General features: G+C 59.7%; 24 protein-coding genes and 2 pseudogenes. 17 read left to right on the top strand and 9 right to left on the bottom strand.

Going from position 1 to position 23186, the window contains the following annotated elements; all coding sequences use genetic code 11:
• Positions 1 to 6: 6 nt before the first annotated feature.
• The 5 genes from PMI22_RS22010 to PMI22_RS22030 all read left to right on the top strand — a co-directional run bounded on the left by PMI22_RS22010 (position 7) and on the right by PMI22_RS22030 (position 5892).
• A complete protein-coding gene (locus PMI22_RS22010; RefSeq protein WP_007944037.1) occupies positions 7 to 1614 on the top strand; it encodes a 5-guanidino-2-oxopentanoate decarboxylase in 1608 nt (535 codons plus the stop codon).
• A gap of 27 nt (positions 1615 to 1641) precedes the next feature.
• The gene (locus PMI22_RS22015; RefSeq protein WP_007944036.1) at positions 1642 to 2832 is read left to right on the top strand and encodes a pyridoxal phosphate-dependent aminotransferase; all 1191 of its coding nucleotides are present in this window, start codon (positions 1642 to 1644) and stop codon (positions 2830 to 2832) included.
• Complete coding sequence (locus PMI22_RS22020; protein WP_007944035.1) at positions 2825 to 4240, top strand: aldehyde dehydrogenase family protein; 1416 nt, start codon at positions 2825 to 2827, stop codon at positions 4238 to 4240. Before PMI22_RS22015 ends, PMI22_RS22020 begins: the two co-directional genes overlap by 8 nt.
• Positions 4241 to 4307: 67 nt before the next feature.
• Positions 4308 to 5027: an NAD(P)H-dependent oxidoreductase gene (locus PMI22_RS22025; protein WP_007944034.1), complete on the top strand. Its 720-nt coding sequence runs from the start codon at positions 4308 to 4310 to the stop codon at positions 5025 to 5027.
• A gap of 160 nt (positions 5028 to 5187) precedes the next feature.
• Positions 5188 to 5892: a hypothetical protein gene (locus PMI22_RS22030; RefSeq protein WP_007944033.1), complete on the top strand. Its 705-nt coding sequence runs from the start codon at positions 5188 to 5190 to the stop codon at positions 5890 to 5892.
• Between the two features lie 58 nt (positions 5893 to 5950).
• Here PMI22_RS22030 and PMI22_RS22035 read toward each other — a convergent pair whose 3' ends face one another.
• Entirely contained in the window at positions 5951 to 6142 is a 192-nt protein-coding gene (locus tag PMI22_RS22035) for a YegP family protein (protein ID WP_007944032.1), read from the bottom strand.
• Between the two features lie 224 nt (positions 6143 to 6366).
• On the opposite strand from PMI22_RS22035, the gene PMI22_RS22040 reads away from it, so the two are divergent.
• Positions 6367 to 7293 carry a LysR family transcriptional regulator gene (locus PMI22_RS22040; RefSeq protein WP_007944031.1) on the top strand — a complete coding sequence of 309 codons (927 nt, stop codon included), beginning with the start codon at positions 6367 to 6369 and terminating at the stop codon, positions 7291 to 7293.
• Positions 7294 to 7350: 57 nt separating this feature from the next.
• Positions 7351 to 7716 carry a 5-carboxymethyl-2-hydroxymuconate Delta-isomerase gene (locus PMI22_RS22045; protein WP_007944029.1) on the top strand — a complete coding sequence of 122 codons (366 nt, stop codon included), beginning with the start codon at positions 7351 to 7353 and terminating at the stop codon, positions 7714 to 7716.
• 20 nt (positions 7717 to 7736) lie between these two features.
• Here PMI22_RS22045 and PMI22_RS22050 read toward each other — a convergent pair.
• Positions 7737 to 8027: pseudogene (locus PMI22_RS22050) on the bottom strand (LysR family transcriptional regulator); the annotation flags it as partial.
• A 403-nt stretch (positions 8028 to 8430) separates the two neighbouring features.
• Between PMI22_RS22050 and PMI22_RS22055 the strand changes: the two are divergent.
• From PMI22_RS22055 to PMI22_RS22080, 6 genes are all read left to right on the top strand, one after another.
• The gene (locus PMI22_RS22055; protein WP_007944027.1) at positions 8431 to 9813 is read left to right on the top strand and encodes a glutamine synthetase family protein; all 1383 of its coding nucleotides are present in this window, start codon (positions 8431 to 8433) and stop codon (positions 9811 to 9813) included.
• A 157-nt stretch (positions 9814 to 9970) separates the two neighbouring features.
• Complete coding sequence (locus PMI22_RS22060; RefSeq protein WP_007944026.1) at positions 9971 to 11620, top strand: phosphoethanolamine transferase; 1650 nt, start codon at positions 9971 to 9973, stop codon at positions 11618 to 11620.
• A 66-nt stretch (positions 11621 to 11686) separates the two neighbouring features.
• Positions 11687 to 12349 carry a class I SAM-dependent methyltransferase gene (locus PMI22_RS22065; RefSeq protein WP_007944025.1) on the top strand — a complete coding sequence of 221 codons (663 nt, stop codon included), beginning with the start codon at positions 11687 to 11689 and terminating at the stop codon, positions 12347 to 12349.
• 123 nt (positions 12350 to 12472) lie between these two features.
• Complete coding sequence (rnd, locus tag PMI22_RS22070) at positions 12473 to 13606, top strand: ribonuclease D (protein WP_007944024.1); 1134 nt, start codon at positions 12473 to 12475, stop codon at positions 13604 to 13606.
• A complete protein-coding gene (locus tag PMI22_RS22075) occupies positions 13603 to 13896 on the top strand; it encodes a YcgL domain-containing protein (protein WP_007898694.1) in 294 nt (97 codons plus the stop codon). Before rnd ends, PMI22_RS22075 begins: the two co-directional genes overlap by 4 nt.
• 120 nt (positions 13897 to 14016) lie before the next feature.
• Entirely contained in the window at positions 14017 to 14949 is a 933-nt protein-coding gene (locus PMI22_RS22080) for a D-2-hydroxyacid dehydrogenase (protein ID WP_007944023.1), read from the top strand.
• A 54-nt stretch (positions 14950 to 15003) separates the two neighbouring features.
• Here the strand turns inward: PMI22_RS22080 and PMI22_RS22085 are convergent, their stop codons facing one another.
• Entirely contained in the window at positions 15004 to 15597 is a 594-nt protein-coding gene (locus tag PMI22_RS22085; protein ID WP_007944022.1) for a nitroreductase family protein, read from the bottom strand.
• 167 nt (positions 15598 to 15764) lie between these two features.
• Here PMI22_RS22085 and PMI22_RS22090 point away from each other — a divergent pair, with 167 nt between their 5' ends.
• Positions 15765 to 16214: a YcgN family cysteine cluster protein gene (locus tag PMI22_RS22090; RefSeq protein ID WP_007944020.1), complete on the top strand. Its 450-nt coding sequence runs from the start codon at positions 15765 to 15767 to the stop codon at positions 16212 to 16214.
• Between the two features lie 36 nt (positions 16215 to 16250).
• Complete coding sequence (locus PMI22_RS22095; protein ID WP_007944019.1) at positions 16251 to 17480, top strand: hypothetical protein; 1230 nt, start codon at positions 16251 to 16253, stop codon at positions 17478 to 17480.
• Positions 17481 to 17537: 57 nt separating this feature from the next.
• Here the strand turns inward: PMI22_RS22095 and PMI22_RS22100 are convergent, their stop codons facing one another.
• From PMI22_RS22100 to PMI22_RS22115, 4 genes are all read right to left on the bottom strand, one after another.
• On the bottom strand, positions 17538 to 17915 hold the full coding sequence (locus tag PMI22_RS22100; RefSeq protein WP_007944017.1) for a YgaP family membrane protein: 378 nt from the start codon (positions 17913 to 17915) through the stop codon (positions 17538 to 17540).
• A 91-nt stretch (positions 17916 to 18006) separates the two neighbouring features.
• Positions 18007 to 18477, bottom strand: coding sequence for an RNA methyltransferase (locus PMI22_RS22105; protein WP_007944014.1), 471 nt, complete (start codon positions 18475 to 18477; stop codon positions 18007 to 18009).
• Between the two features lie 205 nt (positions 18478 to 18682).
• A complete protein-coding gene (locus tag PMI22_RS22110) occupies positions 18683 to 19054 on the bottom strand; it encodes a YajD family HNH nuclease (RefSeq protein ID WP_007944009.1) in 372 nt (123 codons plus the stop codon).
• 49 nt (positions 19055 to 19103) lie between these two features.
• A complete protein-coding gene (locus PMI22_RS22115; protein ID WP_007944007.1) occupies positions 19104 to 19790 on the bottom strand; it encodes a spermidine synthase in 687 nt (228 codons plus the stop codon).
• Positions 19791 to 19885: 95 nt separating this feature from the next.
• On the opposite strand from PMI22_RS22115, the gene PMI22_RS22120 reads away from it, so the two are divergent.
• A complete protein-coding gene (locus tag PMI22_RS22120) occupies positions 19886 to 20176 on the top strand; it encodes a hypothetical protein (RefSeq protein WP_007944005.1) in 291 nt (96 codons plus the stop codon).
• Here the strand turns inward: PMI22_RS22120 and PMI22_RS22125 are convergent.
• Positions 20173 to 20646, bottom strand: coding sequence for a cyclic nucleotide-binding domain-containing protein (locus PMI22_RS22125; protein ID WP_007944003.1), 474 nt, complete (start codon positions 20644 to 20646; stop codon positions 20173 to 20175). The genes PMI22_RS22120 and PMI22_RS22125 overlap by 4 nt on opposite strands.
• A 102-nt stretch (positions 20647 to 20748) precedes the next feature.
• Entirely contained in the window at positions 20749 to 22803 is a 2055-nt protein-coding gene (locus tag PMI22_RS22130; protein ID WP_007944001.1) for a S9 family peptidase, read from the bottom strand.
• Between the two features lie 247 nt (positions 22804 to 23050).
• Between PMI22_RS22130 and PMI22_RS22135 the strand changes: the two are divergent.
• A pseudogene (locus PMI22_RS22135) lies at positions 23051 to 23186 on the top strand (MFS transporter); the annotation flags it as partial.

Below are 23186 nucleotides of genomic sequence, written 5' to 3'. Positions count from 1 at the left end.
TTGAATATGCAAACCACAACATTGACCGGCGGCCAGGCCCTGGTGCGTCTGCTGGCCAACTACGGCGTCGACACCGTGTTCGGGATTCCCGGCGTGCACACGCTGGAGTTGTATCGCGGCCTGCCCGGCAGCGGCATTCGCCACGTGCTGACCCGTCACGAGCAAGGCGCCAGTTTCATGGCCGACGGCTATGCGCGCGTCAGTGGTAAACCAGGCGTGTGCTTCATCATCACCGGCCCTGGCGTGACCAATGCTGCGACCGGTATCGGCCAGGCGTATGCCGATTCGATTCCGATGCTGGTGATTTCCAGCGTCAACCACACCGCCAGCCTTGGCAAGGGCTGGGGTTGCCTGCACGAAACCCAGGACCAACGTGCAATCACCGCACCGATCACCGCCTTCTCGGCGGTCGCATTAAGTGCCGAAGACCTGCCCGAGTTGATCGCCCGCGCTTACGCGGTGTTCGACAGCGAGCGCCCGCGGCCGGTGCACATTTCGGTGCCGCTGGACGTGTTGTCCGCAAAAATCACCCGTGACTGGAGCAATGACGTCGTGCGTCGTCCCGGTCGCGACGCCGCGTCGACCACGGCGCTGGAGGAGGCCGTGGGCAAACTGCAAAACGCCAAGCGGCCGATGATCATTGCCGGTGGTGGTGCGTTGAATGCGCAGCAAGCACTGCAAGACATCAGCACCCGACTTGCCGCGCCGCTGTTCACCAGCGTCGCCGGCAAAGGCCTGTTGCCGCCGGATGCACCGCTCAATGCCGGCTCGACCCTGTGTGTGGAACCTGGCTGGAACCTGATCGCCGAGGCCGACGTGGTGCTGGCGGTCGGCACCGAAATGGCCGACACCGATTTCTGGCGCGAGCGCTTGCCGCTGAATGCCGAACTGCTGCGGGTGGACATCGACCCGCGCAAGTTCAACGACTTCTACCCGTGTGCGGTGGCGTTGCACGGCGATGCGCAGCAAACCCTCGCGGCGTTGCTGGAACGTTTGCCGTCCACCGCGCGCGATGCCAGTGTGGCGATCGCAGCCGTCGCCGCATTGCGTGAAGCCGTGAAGGCCAGCCACGGCCCGTTGCAGTCGATTCACCAGGGGATTCTCGACCGTATCGCCGCCGAGTTGCCGGAGGATGCGTTCATCAGCACCGACATGACCCAACTGGCCTACACCGGCAACTACGCCTTCCACAGCCTGGCGCCGCGCAGTTGGTTGCACCCGACTGGTTACGGCACCTTGGGCTACGGTTTGCCGGCAGGCATCGGCGCCAAGTTCGGTGCACCGCAACGGCCGGGTCTGGTGTTGGTTGGCGACGGTGGTTTCCTCTACACCGCGCAGGAATTGGCCACTGCCGTCGAAGAACTCGACAGCCCGCTGGTGGTGCTGCTGTGGAACAACGACGCGCTGGGACAGATTCGCGACGACATGCTCGGGCTCGACATCGAACCGATTGGCGTACTGCCACGCAACCCGGATTTCGCCGCCCTTGGTCGCGCGTTCGGTTGCACCGTGAACCAGCCGCAAAGTCTGGCCGAACTGCAAACCGATCTGCGCCACGGCTTCAAGCGCAACGGCGTGACCCTGATCGAACTCAAGCACGCGTGCGCGCACTGATTTTCATTTTCTGGCAGAGGTATCGCCATGCGCTTTTCCGATCTGACTCAACGTATCGCCGGTGACGGCGCCGCCGCGTGGGACATTCATTACCGCGCCCTCGCGCTGCAGGAGCAGGGTGAAGACATTCTGCTGCTGTCAGTCGGCGACCCGGATTTCGACACCCCGGCGCCGATTGTGCAGGCGGCCATCGACAGCCTGTTGTCCGGCAACACGCATTACGCCGACGTGCGTGGCAAACGTGCCCTGCGTGAGAGCATCGCCAAACACTACGGACATCGCAGTGGCCAGCAGGTCTCGGCGGATCAGGTCATTGTGCTGGCCGGCGCGCAATGCGCGTTATTCAGCGTCGCCCAATGCGTGCTCAACCCCGGCGATGAAGTGATCGTCGCCGAGCCGATGTACGTGACCTATGAAGCGGTGTTTGGTGCCTGTGGCGCCGTGGTGGTGCCGGTGCCGGTGCGCCCGGAAAACGGTTTTCGCGTGCTGCCCGAAGACGTCGCCGCCCGCATCACACCGCGCACTCGCGCATTGGCGCTGAACAGCCCGCACAACCCGTCTGGCGCCAGTCTGTCCCGCGCCACCTGGCAAGCGTTGGCAGACCTGTGCATCACCCACGATCTGTGGCTGATTTCCGATGAGGTCTACAGCGAGTTGCTGTTCGACGGCGAGCACGTCAGTCCGGCGAGTTTGCCGGGCATGGCCGAGCGCACTGCGACGCTCAACAGCCTGTCGAAATCCCACGCCATGACCGGCTGGCGAATCGGCTGGGCTGTCGCGCCACCGGCCCTGGCTGCGCATCTGGAAAACCTCGCGCTGTGCATGCTCTATGGCCTGCCGGATTTTGTGCAGGACGCTGCGGTCGTCGCCCTCGAAAACCATTTGCCGGAGCTGGAGGCGATGCGCGAAGCCTACCGCCAGCGTCGCGATCTGGTCTGCGAATGCCTGGCCGATTGCCCAGGTGTGCGGGCCTTGAAACCCGATGGCGGTATGTTCGTGATGGTCGATATCCGCGACACCGGGCTCAGCGCCCAGGCATTTGCCGACCGCTTGCTCGACCGCCATGGCGTGTCGGTGCTGGCCGGTGAAGCTTTCGGCCCAAGCGCCGCCGGGCACATTCGCCTTGGGTTGGTATTGGACACGGAGCCACTGCGTGACGCTTGCCAGCGCATCACCCGTTGTGCCACTGAACTGATGGAAGCTCACGTCTATGCATAACCACACAACGCTGTTTATCGATGGCCGCTGGCAAACGCCGTCAGGGCAGGGCATCGCCGAGGTGATCAACCCGGCGACGGAAGAGATCGCGGGCTCGGTGCCGCTGGGCGATGAGCGCGACGTCGACAACGCGGTTGCCGCCGCGCGCAAGGCGTTCAGTTCATGGTCGCGCACGCCGTCGAGCGTACGTGCGGGCTACATCCGCGCACTCGCCGAGCAGTTGCGCGGGCGGGCCGACGAGATGGCCGCAGTGATCACCGCTGAACTGGGCATGCCGGCGCAATGGTGCCGCTCGGTGCAAGTTGAAGGCCCGATTACCGGGCTGGAGCACTACGTCGAACTCGCAGGCAGGATGGACGAAGTGCGTGAGGTCGGCAACTCGTTGGTGATTCGCGAAGCGGTAGGCGTGTGCGCCTTCATCAATCCGTGGAATTACCCGCTGCATCAACTGATCGGCAAGCTCGCCCCGGCGCTGGCCGCCGGGTGCACGGTGGTGGTCAAGCCGAGTCAGGAAACTCCGCTGCACGCCTTTTTGCTGGCGCAGATGATCGAGTCCATCGGCTTGCCGGCGGGGGTGTTCAACCTGGTCAGCGGGCCGGGCTCGAAGGTCGGCGAAGCGCTGGCCAAACACCCGGACGTGGACATGGTGTCGTTCACCGGTTCCACCGGCGCCGGGGTTCGCGTGGCGCAAGCCGCTGCGCCTTCGGTGAAGCGTGTATGTCTGGAACTGGGTGGCAAGTCGCCGCTGTTGATTGCCGAAGACGCGGACCTCGCCGCCGCAGTGCGTTACGGCGTGCAGGACGTGATGATCAACTCCGGCCAGACCTGTACCGCGTTGACCCGCATGCTGCTGCCGGCCAGTCGGTACGCCGAAGCGGTGGAACTGGCCATCGCCGAAACCCAGAGCCTGCGCATGGGCGACCCGCTGGACCCGCAGAGTTTCCTCGGGCCAATGTGTTCGGCGGCACAACGACGCACCGTGCGTGATTACATCCAGGTCGGCCAGCAGGAGGGCGCACGACTGGTGTGCGGTGACGACACGGCCGACGCGTTCGAGCGCGGTTTCTACGTCAGCCCGACGCTGTTCGCGGACGTCGACAATCGTATGCGCATCGCCCAGGAAGAAATCTTCGGCCCGGTGCTGTGCCTGATTCCCTACACCGATGAGGCGCAGGCGATCCGGATCGCCAACGATTCGCCGTTCGGTTTGTCCAGCGGTGTCTGGGCCGGTAGCGCAGAACGTGCCTTGCATCTGGGGCGGCAGTTGCGCGCCGGGCAGTGTTTCCTCAATGGTGCGGCGTTTAATTACCAGGCGCCGTTCGGTGGCTACAAACAATCGGGCAATGGCCGGGAGTGGGGCGAAGAAGGGCTCAACGAATTCGTTGAAGTGAAGGCGATTCAGGTGTGATCGCTCAATGAATGCACGTGCGTTATCGTCTTCACATTCAACGCTGGTCAACGTTTAAGGAATTGTCATGAAAGTACTGATCGTCCATGCTCACCCGGAGCCGAAATCCTTTACCGCCGCGTTGCGCGACCAGGCTGTCGCCACCCTCGAAGCCCAAGGGCATGAGGTCCAGGTCAGCGACTTGTACGCTATGAACTGGAACCCGGTGGCTGGCGCCGATGATTTTTCTTCGCGAGAAAATCCGGAGTACCTGGTGTATGCACTGGAGCAACGTCTTGGGGTGAAGAGCCAATCATTGGCACCGGACATCCAGCAGGAACTCGACAAATTGCTGTGGGCTGACCTGCTGATCCTCAATTTCCCGATTTTCTGGTTTTCGGCACCGGCCATGCTCAAGGGCTGGATCGATCGGGTGCTGGTGTCCGGGATCTGCTATGGCGGCAAACGCTTTTACGACCAGGGTGGATTGAGCGGCAAGAAGGCGCTGGTGACCGTCACCCTGGGCGGGCGTGAGCATATGTTTGGTGATGGCGCGATTCACGGTCCGCTGGAAGACATGCTGCGGCCGATCCTGCGCGGCACGCTGGCGTATGTCGGCTTCGACGTGTTGCAACCGTTCGTGGCCTGGCATGTGCCGTACATCAGTGACGAGGCACGCCAGGAATTTCTGAGGAGCTATCAGCAACGCCTGGAACACATCAGTGATGACCAGCCGTTGCAGTTTCCGCGTTTGGCTCAGTTTGATGAGGCGTTGTATCCGTTAGCCGGTTCGCGCGTGGTTGGCTGAATCCTATGGTCGCAGAGGGGTAGGGTTGAGGAACATCGCGAAATGCCTTCCCCCTCTATGTGAGAGCTCGGCGTGCTAAAAAAACTGGCGGTTTTTGATAGATGGATGGTCTGTGCATTTCTATGCTTCGCTCTTGGTTAACCATTCATATGGAATTCAGATGCTCAGCGTAAGCGCATCCTTCAGTTCAGTTTCCGTTTCACAACCTGCACGTTCAACTTCCACAGTGACCTCCCCCAAAGAAGTAAAACTCTTCGCGGTAGCCGAGCCTTCACGGACCCCATCTGACGACATTACTAAAGCGTTTGATAACTTAAGAGGCGAGCGATATGCCGTCGTACTGGCCGGTTTTTCTGGTTTGGGCTATGAGCATCCAGCAGCGGTCAGGCAAAAAATCACTGAGTTGCTCAATGAGGCCATAAAAAATCATAAAGAAGGCGTGGCTCTGGTCATTGGCGGAACCACTGACGGGATAGGCATGGGTTACGCCGTAGCAAAAGACGACCCTCATTTCTCGGATGTAAAGCTTATTGGTCTGGTTTCCGAGGTGGTAAAAGAACAGTGCCCCCACTCGTTGGCCAAGGAATGTGGCGACAATATTATTTTCGTTCCTGACCCTGATAACACCTGGGAGGTCCTGAACCAGGAAGGCTCTCATTCCTACACGGCTTATGCCGCTGAGAAACACGGCGAATTTAATATCCTGGGTGGTGGTGCTGTCGCGCAGAAGGAAGTTGAATGCGCCAAAAATCAGGGGGTAAGCCCCATGCTTTTCCAGTTTGCTCCAGACTCGGAACAACTTCAAAAAAAGCTGGAACAAGGCAAAACACGCGAAACGTTAATGCCGCTCGACGCTTTTTTTTAACCTGATCGGGCCAAAGCTGTTCCTGATCTCTGAACAGCTTCGGCATTGGCGGTCAGGCTTAGATTTCTTTCACCGGTGTTTCCCCCTCTACACCTTTGATCAACCCGATGGCGTGCAGGCAATCGGTCTTGTTCACATATGACTCGCCGCTGGCGATGGTCTCGTGATTCCCCGCCCTCAGGCGCCAGCGCCATTGTCCTTTGCCGGTGCTCGGGGTGCCTTTGGATTGCCTGTAAATCTCGAAATACATACTGCTCGCTCCATGCGATGGGTAATTGCGACAACCTGTGTGACGCATCGTGGGCAAGCCTAGCGGAGCTGGTTTTTTTGGCCATCAGGCATTTGTTTCCAGGCATTTGAAAATATGTCAGCAGACGCCTGCGGGGCGATGGACTGGCAATAGACGTCCGCTGGACATAGACGCCTCCGTCGGGCCTTTCTACACTGCCTCAAGTATCGGGACCGGGGGCAAGAATGAATCGCAATGAGCTGCGCAAGGCGGACATCAACCTGATGGTGGTGTTCGAAACGTTGATGCTTGAGCGCAACGTGACGCGGGTGGCGGAGAAGCTGTTTCTCGGACAACCGACCATCAGCTCCGCGCTCAACCGCCTGCGGACGATGTTCAACGATCCGCTGTTCATCCGCGTCGGCCACCGCATGGAGCCGACAGCCCGCGCCGAAGAGTTGATTCAATACCTGTCGCCGGCGCTGGATTCGCTGTCGATGGCCTTAAGCCTGACCCACGATTTCGACCCGGCCAGCAGCACCATGACCTTTCGTATCGGGCTGTCGGATGATGTCGAGTTCGGCCTGCTCCCACCGCTGCTGCGCGCCTTGCGCCAGGAAGCGCCGAAGGTGGTGTTTGTGGTTCAGCATGTCGATTACTGGCGCATTCCCGATTTGCTGGCGGCCGGCGACATCACCGTGGGCATCAGCCAGACCCGTGGCCTGCCGGCCAACGCCAAGCGCAAGTTGCTGCGGCACATTATGCCGAGCATCCTGCGCGCCGATGCGTCCGACACACCGCTGACGCTTGATGAATATTGCTCACGCCCTCATGTGTTGGTGTCCCACACCGCGAACGTCAGTGGTTACGCGGATGAGTGGCTGGCGGAGATTGGTCGTACGCGTCAGGTTGTCCTGTCCGTGCCGCAATACAGCTCGTTGCCAGCCTTGCTCGCCGGCACCGATTTGATCGCCAGCCTGCCGGATTACACAGCCGAGGCGATGGCGGCGTCCGGTCAGCTGTTCAAGGAACCGTTCCCGTTCAAGACCCCGACGCTGGACCTGTCGATGGTCTGGCTCAGCCATGTCGATACCGACCCGGCTGAACGCTGGTTGCGTTCGCGTCTGGAAGTGTTCATGAGTGAGCGCTCGCCTTTGCCGCTGCCTCAGTGAGTCAGACGGTGCTGTGTTATATGTAGGAACTCTCTGCCCTCTATCTGGAGCCGCCACATGCCACACCTGCACATGGAATACACCGCCAATCTGCCCGAGTTGCACGCCGACGTGGCATTGATCCGACTCAATAATGCCTTGGTAGCTTCCGGCCAGTTTGCTGCGGAGTCCGACATCAAGGGCCGAGCGCTGAAGGTCGAGACCTTCAAGGTCGGTACCGCGTTGAATGAACGGGCGTTTGTGCATGTGAAGCTGGCAGTGTTGAGCGGTCGCTCACCGCAGATTAAACAGCAGCTGTCGCAAAGCCTGCTGGCAGTGGTGCAGGACCTGTGTGAATGGCCAACGGGCGTCGATGTGCAGCTGTGCGTGGAAATCCTCGATATCGATCGCGAGTCCTACGCCAAGGCCGCCATCAGCGGCTGAATCCAGGTGACGGGATGCTACGTCGGGTCGAATGCCGGGGCGCTGGCGTGGCACAGGTTGATGCTTTCAAGGATGTTCAGCACAGGCGTGTACATGGTGCGGGCTTTGTAAGTGGGGCACATGCCGGCTGGGGTTTTGATGAACAGCTCGTCTTCAAAACCGGTCCGCAGCTTTTTCAGGCAGTAACTCACCGTGGACTGGCTGACGCAGAGCGTTTCCGACACGCCGGTGACGCTGCTCTGTTCGTACACGGCGACAAACACCATGAGGTCCTGCATGTCGAGCTTTCTAAGCAAGTTACTGTTCAGCATCCGTTCTGCCCCGCTGTGCTCCTTGCGCTGAAACTGCGCAAACGCGTGCGAAAGATCCTAGCGGAACGATGGTGCCAAGAGAATGCCCTGTAGGAGTTTTCTTTGGGCACTGTATGGAAATGATTGTTTAGCCCATCCGTAACCAAAGTTCTTCAAATCCCGATTTAAAGACTTGATCGCCCGTGTGACGCTGCTGCTCATCTGTTCTCTGCGGTTCTATCCATGGGCGATTGTCCCGTCGTACTTCCCTCCGAGTTGGCCTTTTGGGCGCTGTGGCACTGTCGTCACGCACGCCCACCGGATTCCTGCATTTCCCGTTGATTGCTCTGACAGGTCCCGCGCCCGGCGCTGGATCACTTCGGCGACGCCTGTGCGTTTGCCTGACGCGGAAAAGAGAATTCCCATGAGTTGTGCCACGACATCGTTCGCCTCCCCGCAAGAAGCCCTGACCTTTCTTGAACAGAACCCGGATATTGAAATGTTCGAGCTGTTCATCCTCGACAACAACGGCGTGCCCCGGGGCAAGTTATTGCATCGCGATGAACTGCTGGCGGTGTACAACAGTGGACGACCGTTGCCGAGCACCATTCTGGGCCTGACCATTAATGGCGATGACGTGGAAAACTCCGGATTGGTCTGGGACGTTGGCGATATTGACTGCCGCGCCTACCCAATCAGTGGCAGTTTGACGCGCATGCCGTGGCGGTTGATTCCGACGGCGGCGGTGCAAGTCAGCATGCACCCGAAAGAAGGCATGCCGGCGACTGTCGCCGACCCTCGGCACTTGTTGGCGAAAGTGATCGAAGGCTTACAGGCTGACGGTTATTACCCGGTCATGGCGGCGGAGCTGGAGTTTTATCTGCTGCACCAGCAGCGCGACAGTCAGGGGCGACCGCAACCGGCACGGGATGTCGATGGTGGACGGCCGCGCACGACGCAAGTCTACGGTCTGCGTGAACTGGAACAGATCGAGCCGTTTCTGGCCGATCTCTACAGTGCCTGCAAGTTGCAGGGGATTCCGGCACGTACCGCGATTTCCGAATATGCGCCGGGCCAAGTGGAAATCACCCTCGAACACCGCACCGATGCCCTACAGGCGATGGACGAAGCGGTGCGCTACAAACGGCTGGTGAAGGGCGTGGCACACAAGCACGGGATGACGGCCTGCTTCATGGCCAAACCCTTCGACGACCTGGCGGGCACCGGGATGCACATGCACGTCAGCCTGGCGGACAAGGCGGGCAACAACCTGTTCGCCAGCGAAGCGCCAGACGGGACGCCGCTGCTCAGGCAAGCCGTCGCAGGGATGCTCAGCACGTTGCTCGATTCGTTGCTGTTGTTCTGCCCGAATGCCAACTCTTACCGTCGATTCCAGACCAACAGCTACGCCCCCCTGGCGGCGACCTGGGGTGTGGACAACCGCACGGTGAGTTTGCGCGTGCCAGGCGGGCCGTCGTTCTCCCGGCACATCGAACACCGTATTTGTGGCGCCGACGCCAACCCGTACCTGGCCGCTGCAGCTATCCTGGCCGGTATCCATCGCGGTATTCGTGAACAACTCGACCCGGGTGCGCCGGTGGAAGGCAATGGATACGCCCAGGCCACGGAGTTGCTACCGACCGATTGGCTGACCACGTTGCGCGCGCTCGAAGGTTCGACCTGGGCGCGTGAAGCATTCGGCGCTCCCTTCCTTGGCGTCTACCTTGCGGTGAAGCGCGCTGAATACCGACAGTTCATGGGCGAGGTGGGTGAACAGGATTGGCGCTGGTACCTGAATCAGGCCTGAATCATTCTCAAATAGTTTTAACCTTATATAAGCCAACTAATCGTTGGCTTCTTTTTCACAAAAAATTGATGGTTGGGTGCCTAGCATTAGTGTTGTCGCGGTCAATGAAATTTTCACATTTGTCGCAGGCAATTCTTTTCAGGAACAGCCGATCACCATGTTTAAGATTAAAACCGTGCGCCCGGAATGGGTGACACTGATTGCCAGCGCCTTTTTGTTAACAGCCTTCAACTTTGTGCTGTGGAAACACCTGTTTGAGATCACCGCATCCGACGGAAAAGGCATCGTCATACGCGTAGCATTCGGGGCGATGATTCTGGCGGCTTTCAATATTTTTCTGACCTTTGTGGCCTTCAAACGTGTGTTGAAGCCGGTCCTGATACTGATTTTCATGATCAGCGCCAGTGTGGCCTACTTCATGAGTCAATACGGTGCGCTGATTGACACCGGCATGTTACGTAACTTTGCGCAAACCAATGCGACGGAAGTTCGGGACTTACTGTCGATAAAGTTGTTGGCCTATATTCTGTTTTTGGGTGTTTTACCGTCGTGGTTATTGTGGAAAACACCAATCAGTTATCGTCGGTGGCATCGTGAGTTATTAAGCAAGGTGTTGGTGAGTGTTGCCTCGGTCGCTGTCATTGGTGGTGTTGCACTGATTAACTATCAGGGCTTGTCCTCCTTGTTTCGTAATCATCACGAGTTGCGCATGATGGTCGTGCCGAGCAACTACATCGGCGCTTCGGCCGGCTATTTGCGTGAACAAGTGGTTTCCGCCCGTCAGCCGTTTGTCAAAATCGGCGAGGACGCCCGGAAAAACCCGGTCTGGCAAGCCCATGGCCGTAAATCCCTGACGGTATTGGTGGTGGGCGAAAGCGCCCGGGCGGAGAACTTTGGCATCCTGGGGTACGACCGCGACACTACCCCGAAGCTGGATAAAGAAGCCGGCCTTATAGCGTTCACCGATGTGCATTCATGCGGCACGGAAACCGCCGTGTCCGTGCCGTGCATGTTCTCCAACATGGGCCGCAAGGACTACAACGCGAGCACGGCGAAGAATGAAGAGGGCCTGCTGGATGTGCTCAAGCGTGCCGGTCTGGACGTGATCTGGCGTGACAACCAGTCGGGCTGCAAAGGCACGTGCGACCGCGTCACCCTTGAAGACGTGAGCAACTTGAAAGACCCGATCCTGTGCGCCAACAGCGAATGCCGCGATGAAATCCTGCTGCAAGGTTTGCAGCACTTTATCGACTCACTCGACAAGGACACCGTGCTGGTCCTGCATCAAATGGGTAGCCATGGCCCTGAATACTTCAAGCGCTACCCGAAAGAATTCGAACGGTTCACGCCGGTTTGTGAAAGTAACGGACTGAATAATTGCAGTCGCGAAAGTATCGTTAATGGCTACGACAACACACTGGTGTATACCGACCATGTGCTGTCGACCCTGATCGATCTGTTACGCAAGAACCAGGAAAAAGTGGACACCGCGATGCTGTACCTGTCCGACCACGGCGAGTCGCTGGGTGAATACAACCTGTTCCTGCATGGCACGCCTTACATGCTGGCGCCAGAACAACAGAAGCACGTGGCGATGCTGGCATGGTTCTCCGACAGCTATCAGAAGTCGTTCTCGGTAGACACCCACTGCCTGCAACTGACCCGCGACAAGCCATTGAGCCAGGACAACCTGTTCCATTCGATGCTGGGGCTGCTGGAAGTCAGCAGCAAGGTCTACAACCAGGACCTGGATATGTTCGCCGGGTGTCGCGGTGCTGTCATCGATGGCGTGTTGGCCAAAGATTGAAAGCTTCAACCTTTTTACGCAACGGCCGCTAGCCCGCGGCGGATTCACCACCTAGAGTCATTGCACATGTCTGCGCACCCCACATCCGCCATCGAGCTTGAGTTCGCCCGGCGCTACGACCAGGAACACGCCCGCGTCTGTCGTCAGCTGCAACCGCATAACCTGACGGGGCGTCTAACGTTCTGGCGCAAGGAAAACCTGGTGCGCAATGCACTCAAGGAGGCCGGCGAACCGGGGTTGATCCTTGACGTTGCTTGCGGCGCCGGGCGCTTCTGGCCGGTGCTGGCCGAGCACGCCAACCGCGTGATCCTCGCGTCGGACCCGTCTCAGGACATGCTCAACCATGCGCAGACTCACCATCCACAGAGTCTGCTCAAGCGAATCAAGACTTTTCAAAGTTCAGCCTTCACCCTTGGATTGTCCCCCAGCGCCGTGGACTGCATTTTTTGCATGCAGCTGTTTCAACACATCAACTGCCCCGAGCATCGATTGGCCATGCTTCAGGAGTTCCACCGGGTCAGTCGCGATACCGTGATTGTGGCGGTACGAGTCGACGGCTATTTCAAGCTGCGCCCCGTAAAGACGCAGGCCACTCATGTGACTTCGCCGGTCAGCAAGGGCGAGATTGAAGCGGAATTCAGGCAGGCCGGTTTCCGCGTACTGAGCCATCAGGATTTCCTGCCGACCTGTACCTGGATGCGGGTCTATGTGCTGAGTAAGACCAGTTAGTCTCCGCTTGTCAGACATTTCTTGCTGTTGGGTAGGTCTTTTCGCTAAAGCTCTTGTGCAGTGGATGCGCGGAAATCGCCGGCGGCGATATATACTGCGCGCCATTCTTCAAGGGAGAGCCGTGTGGCCATCGATATTCACTGGATTCGCGACAACGATAGCCTCGGTCAGTTTTGCGCCGAGTGGCAGCAGTTGCCATTCGTTGCCCTCGACACCGAATTCATGCGGGTCGACACCTTTTACCCGATCGCCGGCCTGCTGCAGATCGGCGATGGCGTACGCGCTTACCTGATAGACCCGCTGACCATCGACAACTGGCAACCCTTGGCCGCGTTGCTGGAAAACCCGGCCGTGGTCAAAGTCGTCCACGCGTGCAGCGAAGACCTTGAGGTCCTGTTGCGCCTGACCGGCAGCCTGCCGGCGCCGCTGTTCGACACACAACTGGCCGCCGCTTACCTGAACCTGGGTTTCTCCATGGGCTACTCGCGATTGGTGCAAGAGGTGCTCGGCATCGACTTGCCCAAGGGCGAAACCCGTTCCGACTGGCTGCAACGTCCGCTTTCCGACACGCAAATCAGCTACGCCGCTGAAGATGCTGTGCATCTGGCGGAAGTTTTCGTACAGCTTCGCCCGAAGCTTTCTGACGACAAGTACGCCTGGGTCCTGGAAGACGGCGCCGAACTGGTGGCCAACCTGCGCCGCGAGGTTGACCCGTACGAGGTCTATCGCGAAGCCAAACTGGCCTGGAAGCTATCCCGCGCCCAACTCGCCGTGTTGCGCGAGCTGTGCGCCTGGCGTGAACGCGAAGCCCGTGCCCGTGATCTGCCGCGCAATCGCATCGTTCGTGAGCATTCCCTGTGGCCGCTGGCGCGGACTCAGCCGGATAACCTCGGTGCGCTGGCGAAAATCGAAGACATGCACCCGCGTACCGTGCGTCAGGATGGCGAATTTCTGCTTGATCTGATCAAACGCTCTGGCAGTGTATCGCCCGATCAATGGCCGCCCGCCGTACCGGAGCCATTGCCAGTGGATGCGGCCGTGCTGGTCAAGCAGTTGCGCGCCATCGGCCAGGCCGAAGCCGAGCGCTTGAACATCGCGCCGGAACTGATGCTGCGCAAGAAAACCCTGGAAGCGCTGCTCAAGAGCGGCTTCCCCAATGGTCCTTACCAATTGCCTGATTCGTTGCGTGGCTGGCGCCGCGAATTGATGGGCCAGGCGCTGCTCGACAGCCTGGCCACCGCCGGAGAACAGCCTTGAAACGTATTTGCTCGATCTACCGAAGCCTGAAGAAAAACGAGATGTACCTCTATGTGCTCAAAAGCGATGCACTGGAGCGTGTTCCGGAATCTTTGATGGCAGCTTTCGGCAAACCGCACCACGCGTTCGATCTGGTGCTGACCCCCGAGCGCAAGCTGTCGCGCGAGGACATCACCGTGGTCCTGGAAAACCTTGAAAAACAGGGTTACCACCTGCAAATGCCGCCGGCCGAAGACGAGTACATCGAACACTTGCCGGAAGAATTGCTGCGCCGCAACGATCCGATGTGAACCGCAGACAGGCTCTGCCCGGAGTCTGTGTGAAACACTGGAATGATTTTTCGCGATGGCCGTGACGAGAGAGTGATGCTCCGTGCGCGGCCGTCTGCACGGTTTTTGAAAGGTTGAAACATGCGCGTTCTGATTGCCGAACACGACCACCCGGTATATGCACAGTTGTTGCGTCAAGCGGCGCCTGAGCTGGAAGTGCTCACCAGTGGCGACTCCGCTGAACTGGCTCGTCTGGCGGCGGATTGCCCGGTCTGGCTGGGTCAACCGGATCTGCTGGCCACCCTGTTGCGTCAGGGCCACGAGCCGCAATGGCTGCAATCGACCTGGGCAGGCATCACGCCACTGCTCGCCGACGGCTTGCCACGTCACTATCGCCTGACCCGCGCGGTCGGCATTTTTGGTCAGGTGATGGCCGAATACGTGCTGACTTACATGCTGGGCCATGAACGCGAAGTATTGGCGCGGCTGGTCAGTCAGGTCGAGCGCAAATGGGACAGCCGTCACGGCCAAAGCCTGGCGGGACGCAAGGTATTGATCGTCGGTACCGGTGATATCGGACGGACGGTGGCGCAGTTCCTGGTGCCGTTTGGCGTCGAACTGTACGGCATCGCCAGCGAAGCTCGCGAACAGGCACCGTTTGTTGAAGTGGGTTCGCTGGCGGATTTGCCGCGTTTGGTCGGGGAAGTGGATTACGTGGTCAATCTGCTGCCCAACACTCCCAATACACACGATCTGTATGACGCGGCACTGTTCAAGCAGTTCAAGCCGACCGGGTTGTTCATCAACGTCGGTCGCGGTGTCGCGGTGGTCGATGCGGATCTGGTGGAAGCCTTGAAAGAAGGGCATCTGGCGGGCGCGGTCATTGATGTCTGCCGTCAGGAGCCGCTGCCGCAACGTCACCCGTTCTGGACCGCCTGGGGCTTGCTGCTGACCGGTCACAGCTCGGCACCGACGTCGCCATCGATGATGGTGAATCTGTTTGTCGAGAATCTGCGTGCATACGAAGCCGGAGCGGCTCTGCGCGGGGAAGTGGATTTCGATCGCGGTTACTGAACCCACCGCAATGATCGTTCCCACGCAGAGCGTGTGGATGATCGGGTGACGCGCTTAGAGGGTGAAGTCGCCTTCAGCCGCCAACTCGCTCAACGGACGACGCGGGCTTGGCGCTTCACGCGCTTGCAGGTAATCCGCCAGCGATGCCTTGTCGCCCAGCTTCCCCACCGCAATGGCCGCGTGCAGCGCATAACCTTCAGGAATGTTCAGCTCCTTGCGGGTCAGTTCCTGATCGAAACCGGCCATGCCATGGGTGTGCCAGCCGCTGATGCTCGCCTGCAACGCCAGATGTCCCCACGCCGAACCGGTGTCGAAGGTGTGCCACAGCGCTGGAGTTTCTTCGGTCGCGCCCGGCACGGCGAAGGTGGTTTTCGAGATCACGATCACCAGTGCCGAGGCGTGTTGTGCCCAGCCGCGGTTGAATTCGTTCAGCAGGCCCAGGTAACGCTCCCAGTTTGGCGTGTCGCGACGCGCATACAGAAACCGCCAAGGCTGCGAATTGTAGGCCGACGGTGCCCAGCGGGCAGCTTCGAAGAAGCTCAGCAAGGTTTCTTCCGGGATGGTTTCGCCGGTGAACGCGCGGGGCGACCAGCGATCGGTGAACTGAGGGTGGATGGCATAGTCGGCGACGCGTGGATTAGCACTCATCAAGTGATTCCTTGCTACGTTTGAAAGTGAGGGAGCGACGCGAAACCCTACTTTGCGGCGCAAGAACTGACAAGCCTGTTAATACCGGCAGTCGCCAATGCTTGGCCCACAAGGGCCTTGGCACTAGACTGGCGGCCTTTTCACCACCTGATGTTGATGCTTGAGCCATGGCCGCCAAAGTCGAACCGTTCTGGATACGCAAAACCCTCGATCAACTGGATCAAGAGGAATGGGAGTCGCTGTGCGACGGCTGTGGCCTGTGCTGCCTGCAAAAACTCGAAGATGAAGACGACAACAGCGTCTACTACACGCGCATCGCCTGCAAACTGCTCGACCTGAAAACCTGTCAGTGTACCGACTACCCCAACCGGCGTGACTTCGTCCCGGACTGCATCCAGCTCACGCCGGGCAAGGCCGACGAGTTCAAATGGTTGCCACCGACCTGCGGTTATCGCCTGGTCAGTGAAGGCAAGGATTTGCCGCTCTGGCACCATTTGGTGTGTGGCGATCGCGATGCGGTGCACCACGAGCGTATTTCACAATCCGGGCGCATGCTCGCCGAAGGCAGCGTGCCTGAAGACGATTGGGAAGATCATCTGATATTCCGCGCGGGTTAATCGCTGGCGGTTTTGGGTTTTCACGAAGGAGTGTGTATGGCTGTGGGATGGCGCCTGTCGTTGGTCGTTGGGCTGCTGGCCCTGAGTTCATCCGCGTGGGCGGTGAAGAAGGTTGATCTGGACTACCACGTGCGCCTGTTGCCACAAAGTGATCAGGCAGAGGTGCGCCTGACCCTGGCGCAGGGCTCGGCGGTGCGCAGCCTGGATTTTGACCTGGGCGATGGCAGCCACTACAGCGACTTCAAGGCCGACGGCCAATGGCAACTTACCCCTGGAAAAGTGGCGCGAGGGGTCTGGCATCCCGCCGCTGACAAGGCCAGCCTGACCTACCGCGTGCGCATCAGCCATGGTCGCAAGAGCGGCAATTTCGACACGCGTATGACGCCGGGTTGGGCGCTGATGCGCGGTGACGATCTGGTGCCTCCCGCCAAACTCGATCAAGAGGACGGTATCGAGCTGGTTTCGCGCCTTGAGTTCGAATTGCCCAGCGGTTGGAAAAGCGTCGAAACCGCCTGGCCGCGGATCGGCAACAACAAATTCCGCGTCGACAACGTGTCCCGACTGTTCGACCGCCCCACCGGCTGGATGCTCGCCGGGCACCTCGGCAGTCGTCGCACGCGGCTGGGGGAAACCGAAGTCACCGTCGCTTCGCCTCAGGGCCAGGGCATGCGCCGCATGGACGTGGTGACCTTGTTGACCTTTGTCTGGCCGCAGGTACAGGCCGTGTTCCCGCGTCATCCAGGCAAATTGCTGATTGTCGGTGCCAACGACCCGATGTGGCGCGGCAGTCAGGCCGCGCACGAATCGATCTACCTGAACACGCGTCTGCCGCTGGTCAGCGAAAGCGGCAGCAGCGCGCTGGTGCGTGAGTTGGCGCAAGTGCTGGGGCGGATCAACGATGAACAGCGAAGCGACTGGATCACAGAAGGTTTTGCCGAGTATTACGCCATCGAACTGGTGCGCCGTGCCGGTGGCATGAGCGATGAGCGGTATGAAAGCTTGCACGCCAAGCTGGTCAAGGACGGCCAGAAGGTCACGAGCCTGCGTGGCGAACAGATCAACCCGGCGCAGGTGGCAAAAGCGGTGGTGTTGTTACAGGAACTGGACCGGGAGATTCGCTTGAAGACACGCAACAAGCGCTCGCTGGATGATGTATTGCGCGGGGCGATGCGTCTGGAGAGTGTGGATACCAAGGAGTTTGTACAACTGGCCGAGAGCGTTATTGGCGAACCGTCCAAAGTCCTTGATACCGAGTTGCTTCAGTAACACCGCCATCGCGGGCTTGCCCGCGAAGAGGCCCGGAGTCTCACTACATCGTCCGGATCAAACCCCGGTTTTAGGCGACTCCAACGAGTCATTCCCCGTCACCGTAGCGGTTTTCGTTGCGGCCTCGGCATTCGCCTTCAACTTGCTCAACTCTTCCCCGGCCCGTTCAATTTTCGCCCGTACAATGTCCATGTCCTGGCGGCTTTTCTCGATCTTGCTCTTGAGCGAACAGTGTCCGGTAACGCCACGAGCCAGTGCTGCACCGCCAATCGCTACTTGAATCAGACCGAAAATACCACCGCGACGCAGGCCTTTGCCCATCATCACGATGCCACCCGCCACGGAGCCGGCGCGCTCCCAACCGTGGACGTTCTGCTCGGAATGGGTCTGGAACGGGGTCGATTCGATGCGCTCTACGCGTTTGAGTTCGCTCATGATCTTTCTCCTGGCAGGAAGGCTGTTTCAGTCGTGGATAATTAAGCTGACTGCCCAAACCGGCGGCTTGTTCCATCGAATGTACGTTGAATCAGCGAAATTTCGCCCCGGAACGGGTGTTGAGCCCTTTGGACATGCGGTCGTAGAGCACGACGTTGACGGTGGCCGCCAGGTTCATGCAACCGGTGGTCGGGATGTAGACCACGTCTTCGCACCAGTCGCGAATCTCTTTATCCAGCGAGCCGTCTTCCGGGCCGAAGATGTAAAGGGCGCGATCCGGATGGGTGTATTCCGGCAGGGAACGGGCGCCGTCGACCAGTTCCACGGCAACCGGCACACAGCCCAATGGCAGGATTTTTTTCAGGTCGTCGATGCCGATCAGCGGGATGTCGTAGTGGACGCGCTTGGTGTCGGTGACGAAGTCGGCGGCGCGTTCATAACGCTTGCCGGTATAGAACACGGACGCCACGCCATAGCAGCCGGCGGCGCGCATGACCGAACCGACGTTTTCCGGTGATTTGGGGTTATACAAACCAATGCAGCTGTACCGTTTGTCTGCCACGAGCGGGGTGCCTTCGGGGAAAAAACGGCGATTATACGGGGATTGGGGGAGGGGTGTTCAGTGATCGTTCCCGCGCTCCGCGTGGGAATGCCTCAACGGACGCTCTGCGTTCGGCTCTAAATGGGACGCGGAGCGTCCCGAGCTGCATTCCCACGCAGAGCGTGGGAACGATCAGGCATGAGGCCAGTCAAGGCACTGAAGATCTTCAGTCTTCCTTCTTCATCAATCCCGCCAACGCCGCAAACGGGTTATGCGTCGCCTTGGCGATTTTCGGCGTGCTCAGCGAGCCTTCGCCGAAATACTGCTGATCGGTATACCGCGAGTGTTCATTGTCGTGGCAGTACAGGCACAACAGTTCCCAGTTGGAGCCATCCTGCGGGTTGTTGTCGTGGTTGTGGTCGCGGTGGTGCACGGTCAGTTCGCTCAGACGCTTGCCGGAGAATTCACGGGCGCAGCGGCCGCACACGTGCGGGTACATCTTCAGGGCCTTGTCGCGGTAGCCCATTTCCTTGTCGCGCTGGTTGTCGGCGAGGATGCGGTCCAGCTTCGAAGTATTGGTCGGGGTGGACGAACTCATGGGTTCACCTTTGTAAAAAGACTAATGACGGTATTAAGCGAAGTTTAGCTCAGCCCTTGAGCTTCTCGGCAATCCAGATGGTGTGGCGTGTGCCCTTGTTGCCATGGGCGAAGACTTGTACTTCTTCAGCCTTGAAACCGGCCTTTTTCAATTTGTCGGAAAACTGTCTGTCGGCACTGGCCGACCACACCGCCAGCACGCCTTTGGGCCGCAGGGCCTTGGCGCAGGCGCTCAGGCCGCCGGCGGAGTAGAGCCAGCTGTTGGCTTTCTGGGTCAGGCCTTCGGGGCCGTTGTCGACGTCGAGCATGATCGCGTCGAACCGTTGGGGCTCGGCCTGCAACACTTTGGCCACGTCTTCCATGCGAATCACGGTACGCGGGTCGAGCAGCGGGTTGCCGGCTTTCTCACCCAGCGGCCCACGATTCCACTCCACCACCCCCGGCACCAACTCAGCGACCACCACTTCGGCGGTCTTGCCCAAATGTTTCAGCGCCGAGGCGAGGGTGAAACCCATGCCCAGGCCGCCGATCAGCACGCGTGAATTCGGGCGGCCGGCCACTTTGCGGCACGGGATCTCGGCCAGTGCGTCTTCGGAGCCGTGCATGCGAGTGTTCATCAATTGTCCGCCATCGCCACCCTGGATCTTGATGACGAAATCCTCACCGTATTCGAACAGGCACAGGGCACCGCCGTTTTCAGGAATGGGCGTGGTGTCGAGCAGGACGAAACGTTTCATGGGGCTCTCTTGAGAAAGTCTTGCATAAACTGGGAGGGCAAACGGGCGCAGTTGGGAGTAGCCTGAAAGGGACAACTAGGCCAACGGAGCCATTGATGAAGCGCACTATTCTAACGGCCATTGCTCTGGCCGCGCTCTCGATTACTGCAGTGCAGGCGCAAACGCTGCAAACCATTCCCGTCAGCCCTGCCCCCATGCCCGGTTCGCCTGGCACCGCGACGCCGACGCCGTACCCGCAAATCACCGCGCCCTCCTTGCCAAAGACCGGCCCTGGCAGTAGCGGTCCGCCGTTGGTACCGATTGAAATGCCGAGCCCGCCGACCAAGGATCAGCCCGTTCCGGGGATCGAACAAAACCCGACGAAAGTCAAATCGCCGGGCGGTTAAACCTGCTGCGAAAGCAGCTGCCCGTCAGCCATTCGCAAGCGTTTGGAGAGGGATACGGCGAGGGCGCGGATGATCTTGGCGGCGATTTTTGGCGCATCGTTGATCATCTTTTCCAGTGAGTCCTTGCCCAGGTTCAGCAACTGGCAGTTGCTCGCCGCCACGCAACTGGCTGAACGGCGTTCTCCATCCAGCACGGCCATCTCGCCGAACGAGCGACCGCTGCGCAACGTGGCCATGGTCACGAGTTGCCCGTCACCATTGGTTTTTTGCACCGCCACCTGGCCGGTGTGAATGATGCACATGAAACTGCCGGCATCACCCTCATGGAAAATCTCCTCGCCCTGGGCCACGGTGCTGATGCTGAAATAGCCCGAGGCCGCCGCAAAATCTACGGGCAGCAATTGATCGAACAGGCCGCAGTCCATCAGCCAGTCGCGAATTTCGTTGTTCAGTAAGGTCGGTTCTGACATGTCGTCATTCTTGTGTCTGTTGCTGGGTCGAATTTGATGTCACCACAAATCCCTGTGGGAGCCGGGGTCTGGTGTTAAGACCGGAACCCCGCGCCAAGTTCCTCAGGCAATGCCCAAAACCTTGAACAAAAATGCGTATTCGAGTGCTACGTCACGCAATCCTTGATAACGACCGCTCATCCCGCCATGCCCGGCGCCCAATTCAGTCTTGAGCAGCAGAAGATGGCTGTCGGTTTTGGTCGCGCGCAATTTCGCCACCCACTTGGCCGCTTCCCAGTACTGCACACGGCTGTCGTTGTAGCCGGCAATCACCAGCGTTGCCGGGTAGGCTTGCGCGGTAACGTTTTCGTACGGGGCGTAGGCCTTGATTCGGTCATAAACGTCCGGCTCTTGCGGGTTGCCCCATTCGTCGTATTCCGTGACGGTCAGGGGCAGGTCCGGGTCGAGCATGGTGTTGAGCACGTCGACGAACGGCACTTCGGCAATCGCCGCCCCGAACAACTCCGGCCGCTGATTGAGCACCGCGCCAATCAGCAAACCACCGGCACTGCCTCCGCTGATCGCCAGTTGCGGCGCAGTGGTGAAGCCGTTGGCAATCAAGTGTTCAGCGCAGGCAATGAAGTCGCTGAACGTGTTGTGCTTGTGTTCCTGCTTGCCGGCCCGATACCAGGCTTCGCCCAATTCACCGCCGCCACGCACGTGGGCGATGGCGAAGGCCATGCCGCGATCCAGCAGGCTCAGGCGGGCGTGGGAGAACCACGGGTCGAGGCTTTCGCCATAGGCGCCATAACCGTAAAGGTACAGTGGCACGGGTTGGCCCAGATGTTCGCGTTTGACCACCAGGCTGATCGGCACCCGGGTACCGTCCGGTGCGGTTGCCCACAAGCGCTGGCTGACGTAGGCGTCGGCATCAAACGGGCCGAGCACCGGGGTTTGCTTGAGCACTTTCTGCTCGCCGCTCTGCAGTTCAAGCTGGCGAATTTGCGCCGGCCGGTTCAGCGCCTCGTAGCGCAGGCGGATCCTGTCGCTGACGAACTCCAGGCTGTTCTGGACGTGCAGGCTGTAGGCCGCATCCGGCAATTGCACCCGATAAGGCGACTGGCCTTGTGAGTGAACCTCGATGATCGGCAAGCCGCCTTCGCGCAGGCTCAGGGTCATGGCGCCGGTGTTCAGGCTCATGCCATCGATCATCACGGTGTCGCTGTGGGGGATGAGGTTTTTCCAGTCGGCTTCGGTGGGCGCCACGCCGGTGTCGACAGCGCTGTACAGGGCAAAGTTGATGCCGTCGCGGTTGGTGCGAATGAACCAGGTCCATTCGCCGTCGAGGGCGCCGTGGTCGACGTCGTATTCATGGTCTTCAACCCGTGGCGCCAGGCACGTGAAGGCCTGATGCGGCAGGGAGGCGTCAAGCACCCAGACTTCACTGGTGGTCTTGCTGCCAAGGGACAGCAACAGTTGCAGTTCGGAGCTTGAGCGGTAGCAATGCAGGAAGAATCGTCCGTCCGGCTCATGGAACACTTCTTCGGCGGCCGTGCCATCCAGCCGGTAACGGAACAGTTTGTGCGGGCGATGGGTGTCGTCCAGCTCGCCGAAAAACAGCGTCAGGCTGTCATTGGCCCAGGTCATGCTGCCGTCACAGTCCTGGAATTCCAGTTCGCTGACGCGACCGTCGGACAATTCCTTCACGAACAGCGTGTAGATCTCGTCGCCGCTGGCATCGATGCTGTAGGCCAGACGCTGGTGGTCCGGGCTGATGCTGAATGCGCCCAGGGAAAAAAAGCCGCCGTTGGCCAGTTCATTCGGGTCCAGCAGCAGTTGCTCGTGGCTTTCGTCGAGCTGCAGGCTGTCATCGGCCGGGCGCGGGCAGCGGTAGTGCCGGGCGTATTCGTCACCGGCGGTGGTCCGCGTGTAATACAGGTACGGACCCCAAGGGGAGGGCAGCGACAAGTCGGTTTCGAGAATCCGGCCCTTGATCTCTTCGAACAGGGTCTCGCGCAAGCCTGCCTGATCGGCGGTTTGCGCCGCTTGATAGCTGTTTTCAGCCTTGAGGTAGTCAAGCACCGCGTCGGTGTCGCGCTCCTGCAGCCAGGCATACGGGTCATCGCCTTCGGCCTTGTGGGCAATGGGCGCGTCGGAAACGTTGGCGGATAAGGGCATGGATGGCTCTCGTGCAATGTACGAAATAGGGGTTTGGCAGGCTGCTGCCAGATCAAGATCAAATGCAAAACCTGTGGGAGCGAGCTTGCTCGCGATGGCGGTATGACAGTCAACACTGATGCTGAATCTGATGACCTCATCGCGAGCAAGCTCGCTCCCACAGGTTCTGTGCCTTGACCGACAGGCATTGGGACAAGCCTGATGTGCGAAAAGTCGTTACTATAAGCGCCTCTTTGCCTGCCTTGCCATGGACACCATGACCGAGAACGACTATCTGATCGCTTGGGGCCTCTACGCCTTTGCCGCTTTGGGCTGCCTGTTGGTGTGGATGCGCCTGACCCACTGGATGTGGCGCTGGCTACGCGAGCCGCTGCGGCTGCTGG

The organism is Pseudomonas sp. GM21 (genome assembly GCF_000282215.1).
GTDB lineage: Bacteria > Pseudomonadota > Gammaproteobacteria > Pseudomonadales > Pseudomonadaceae > Aquipseudomonas.
The sequence above is the reverse complement of the archived record's forward strand: the minus strand, read 5'-3'. Positions and strand labels throughout refer to the sequence as shown.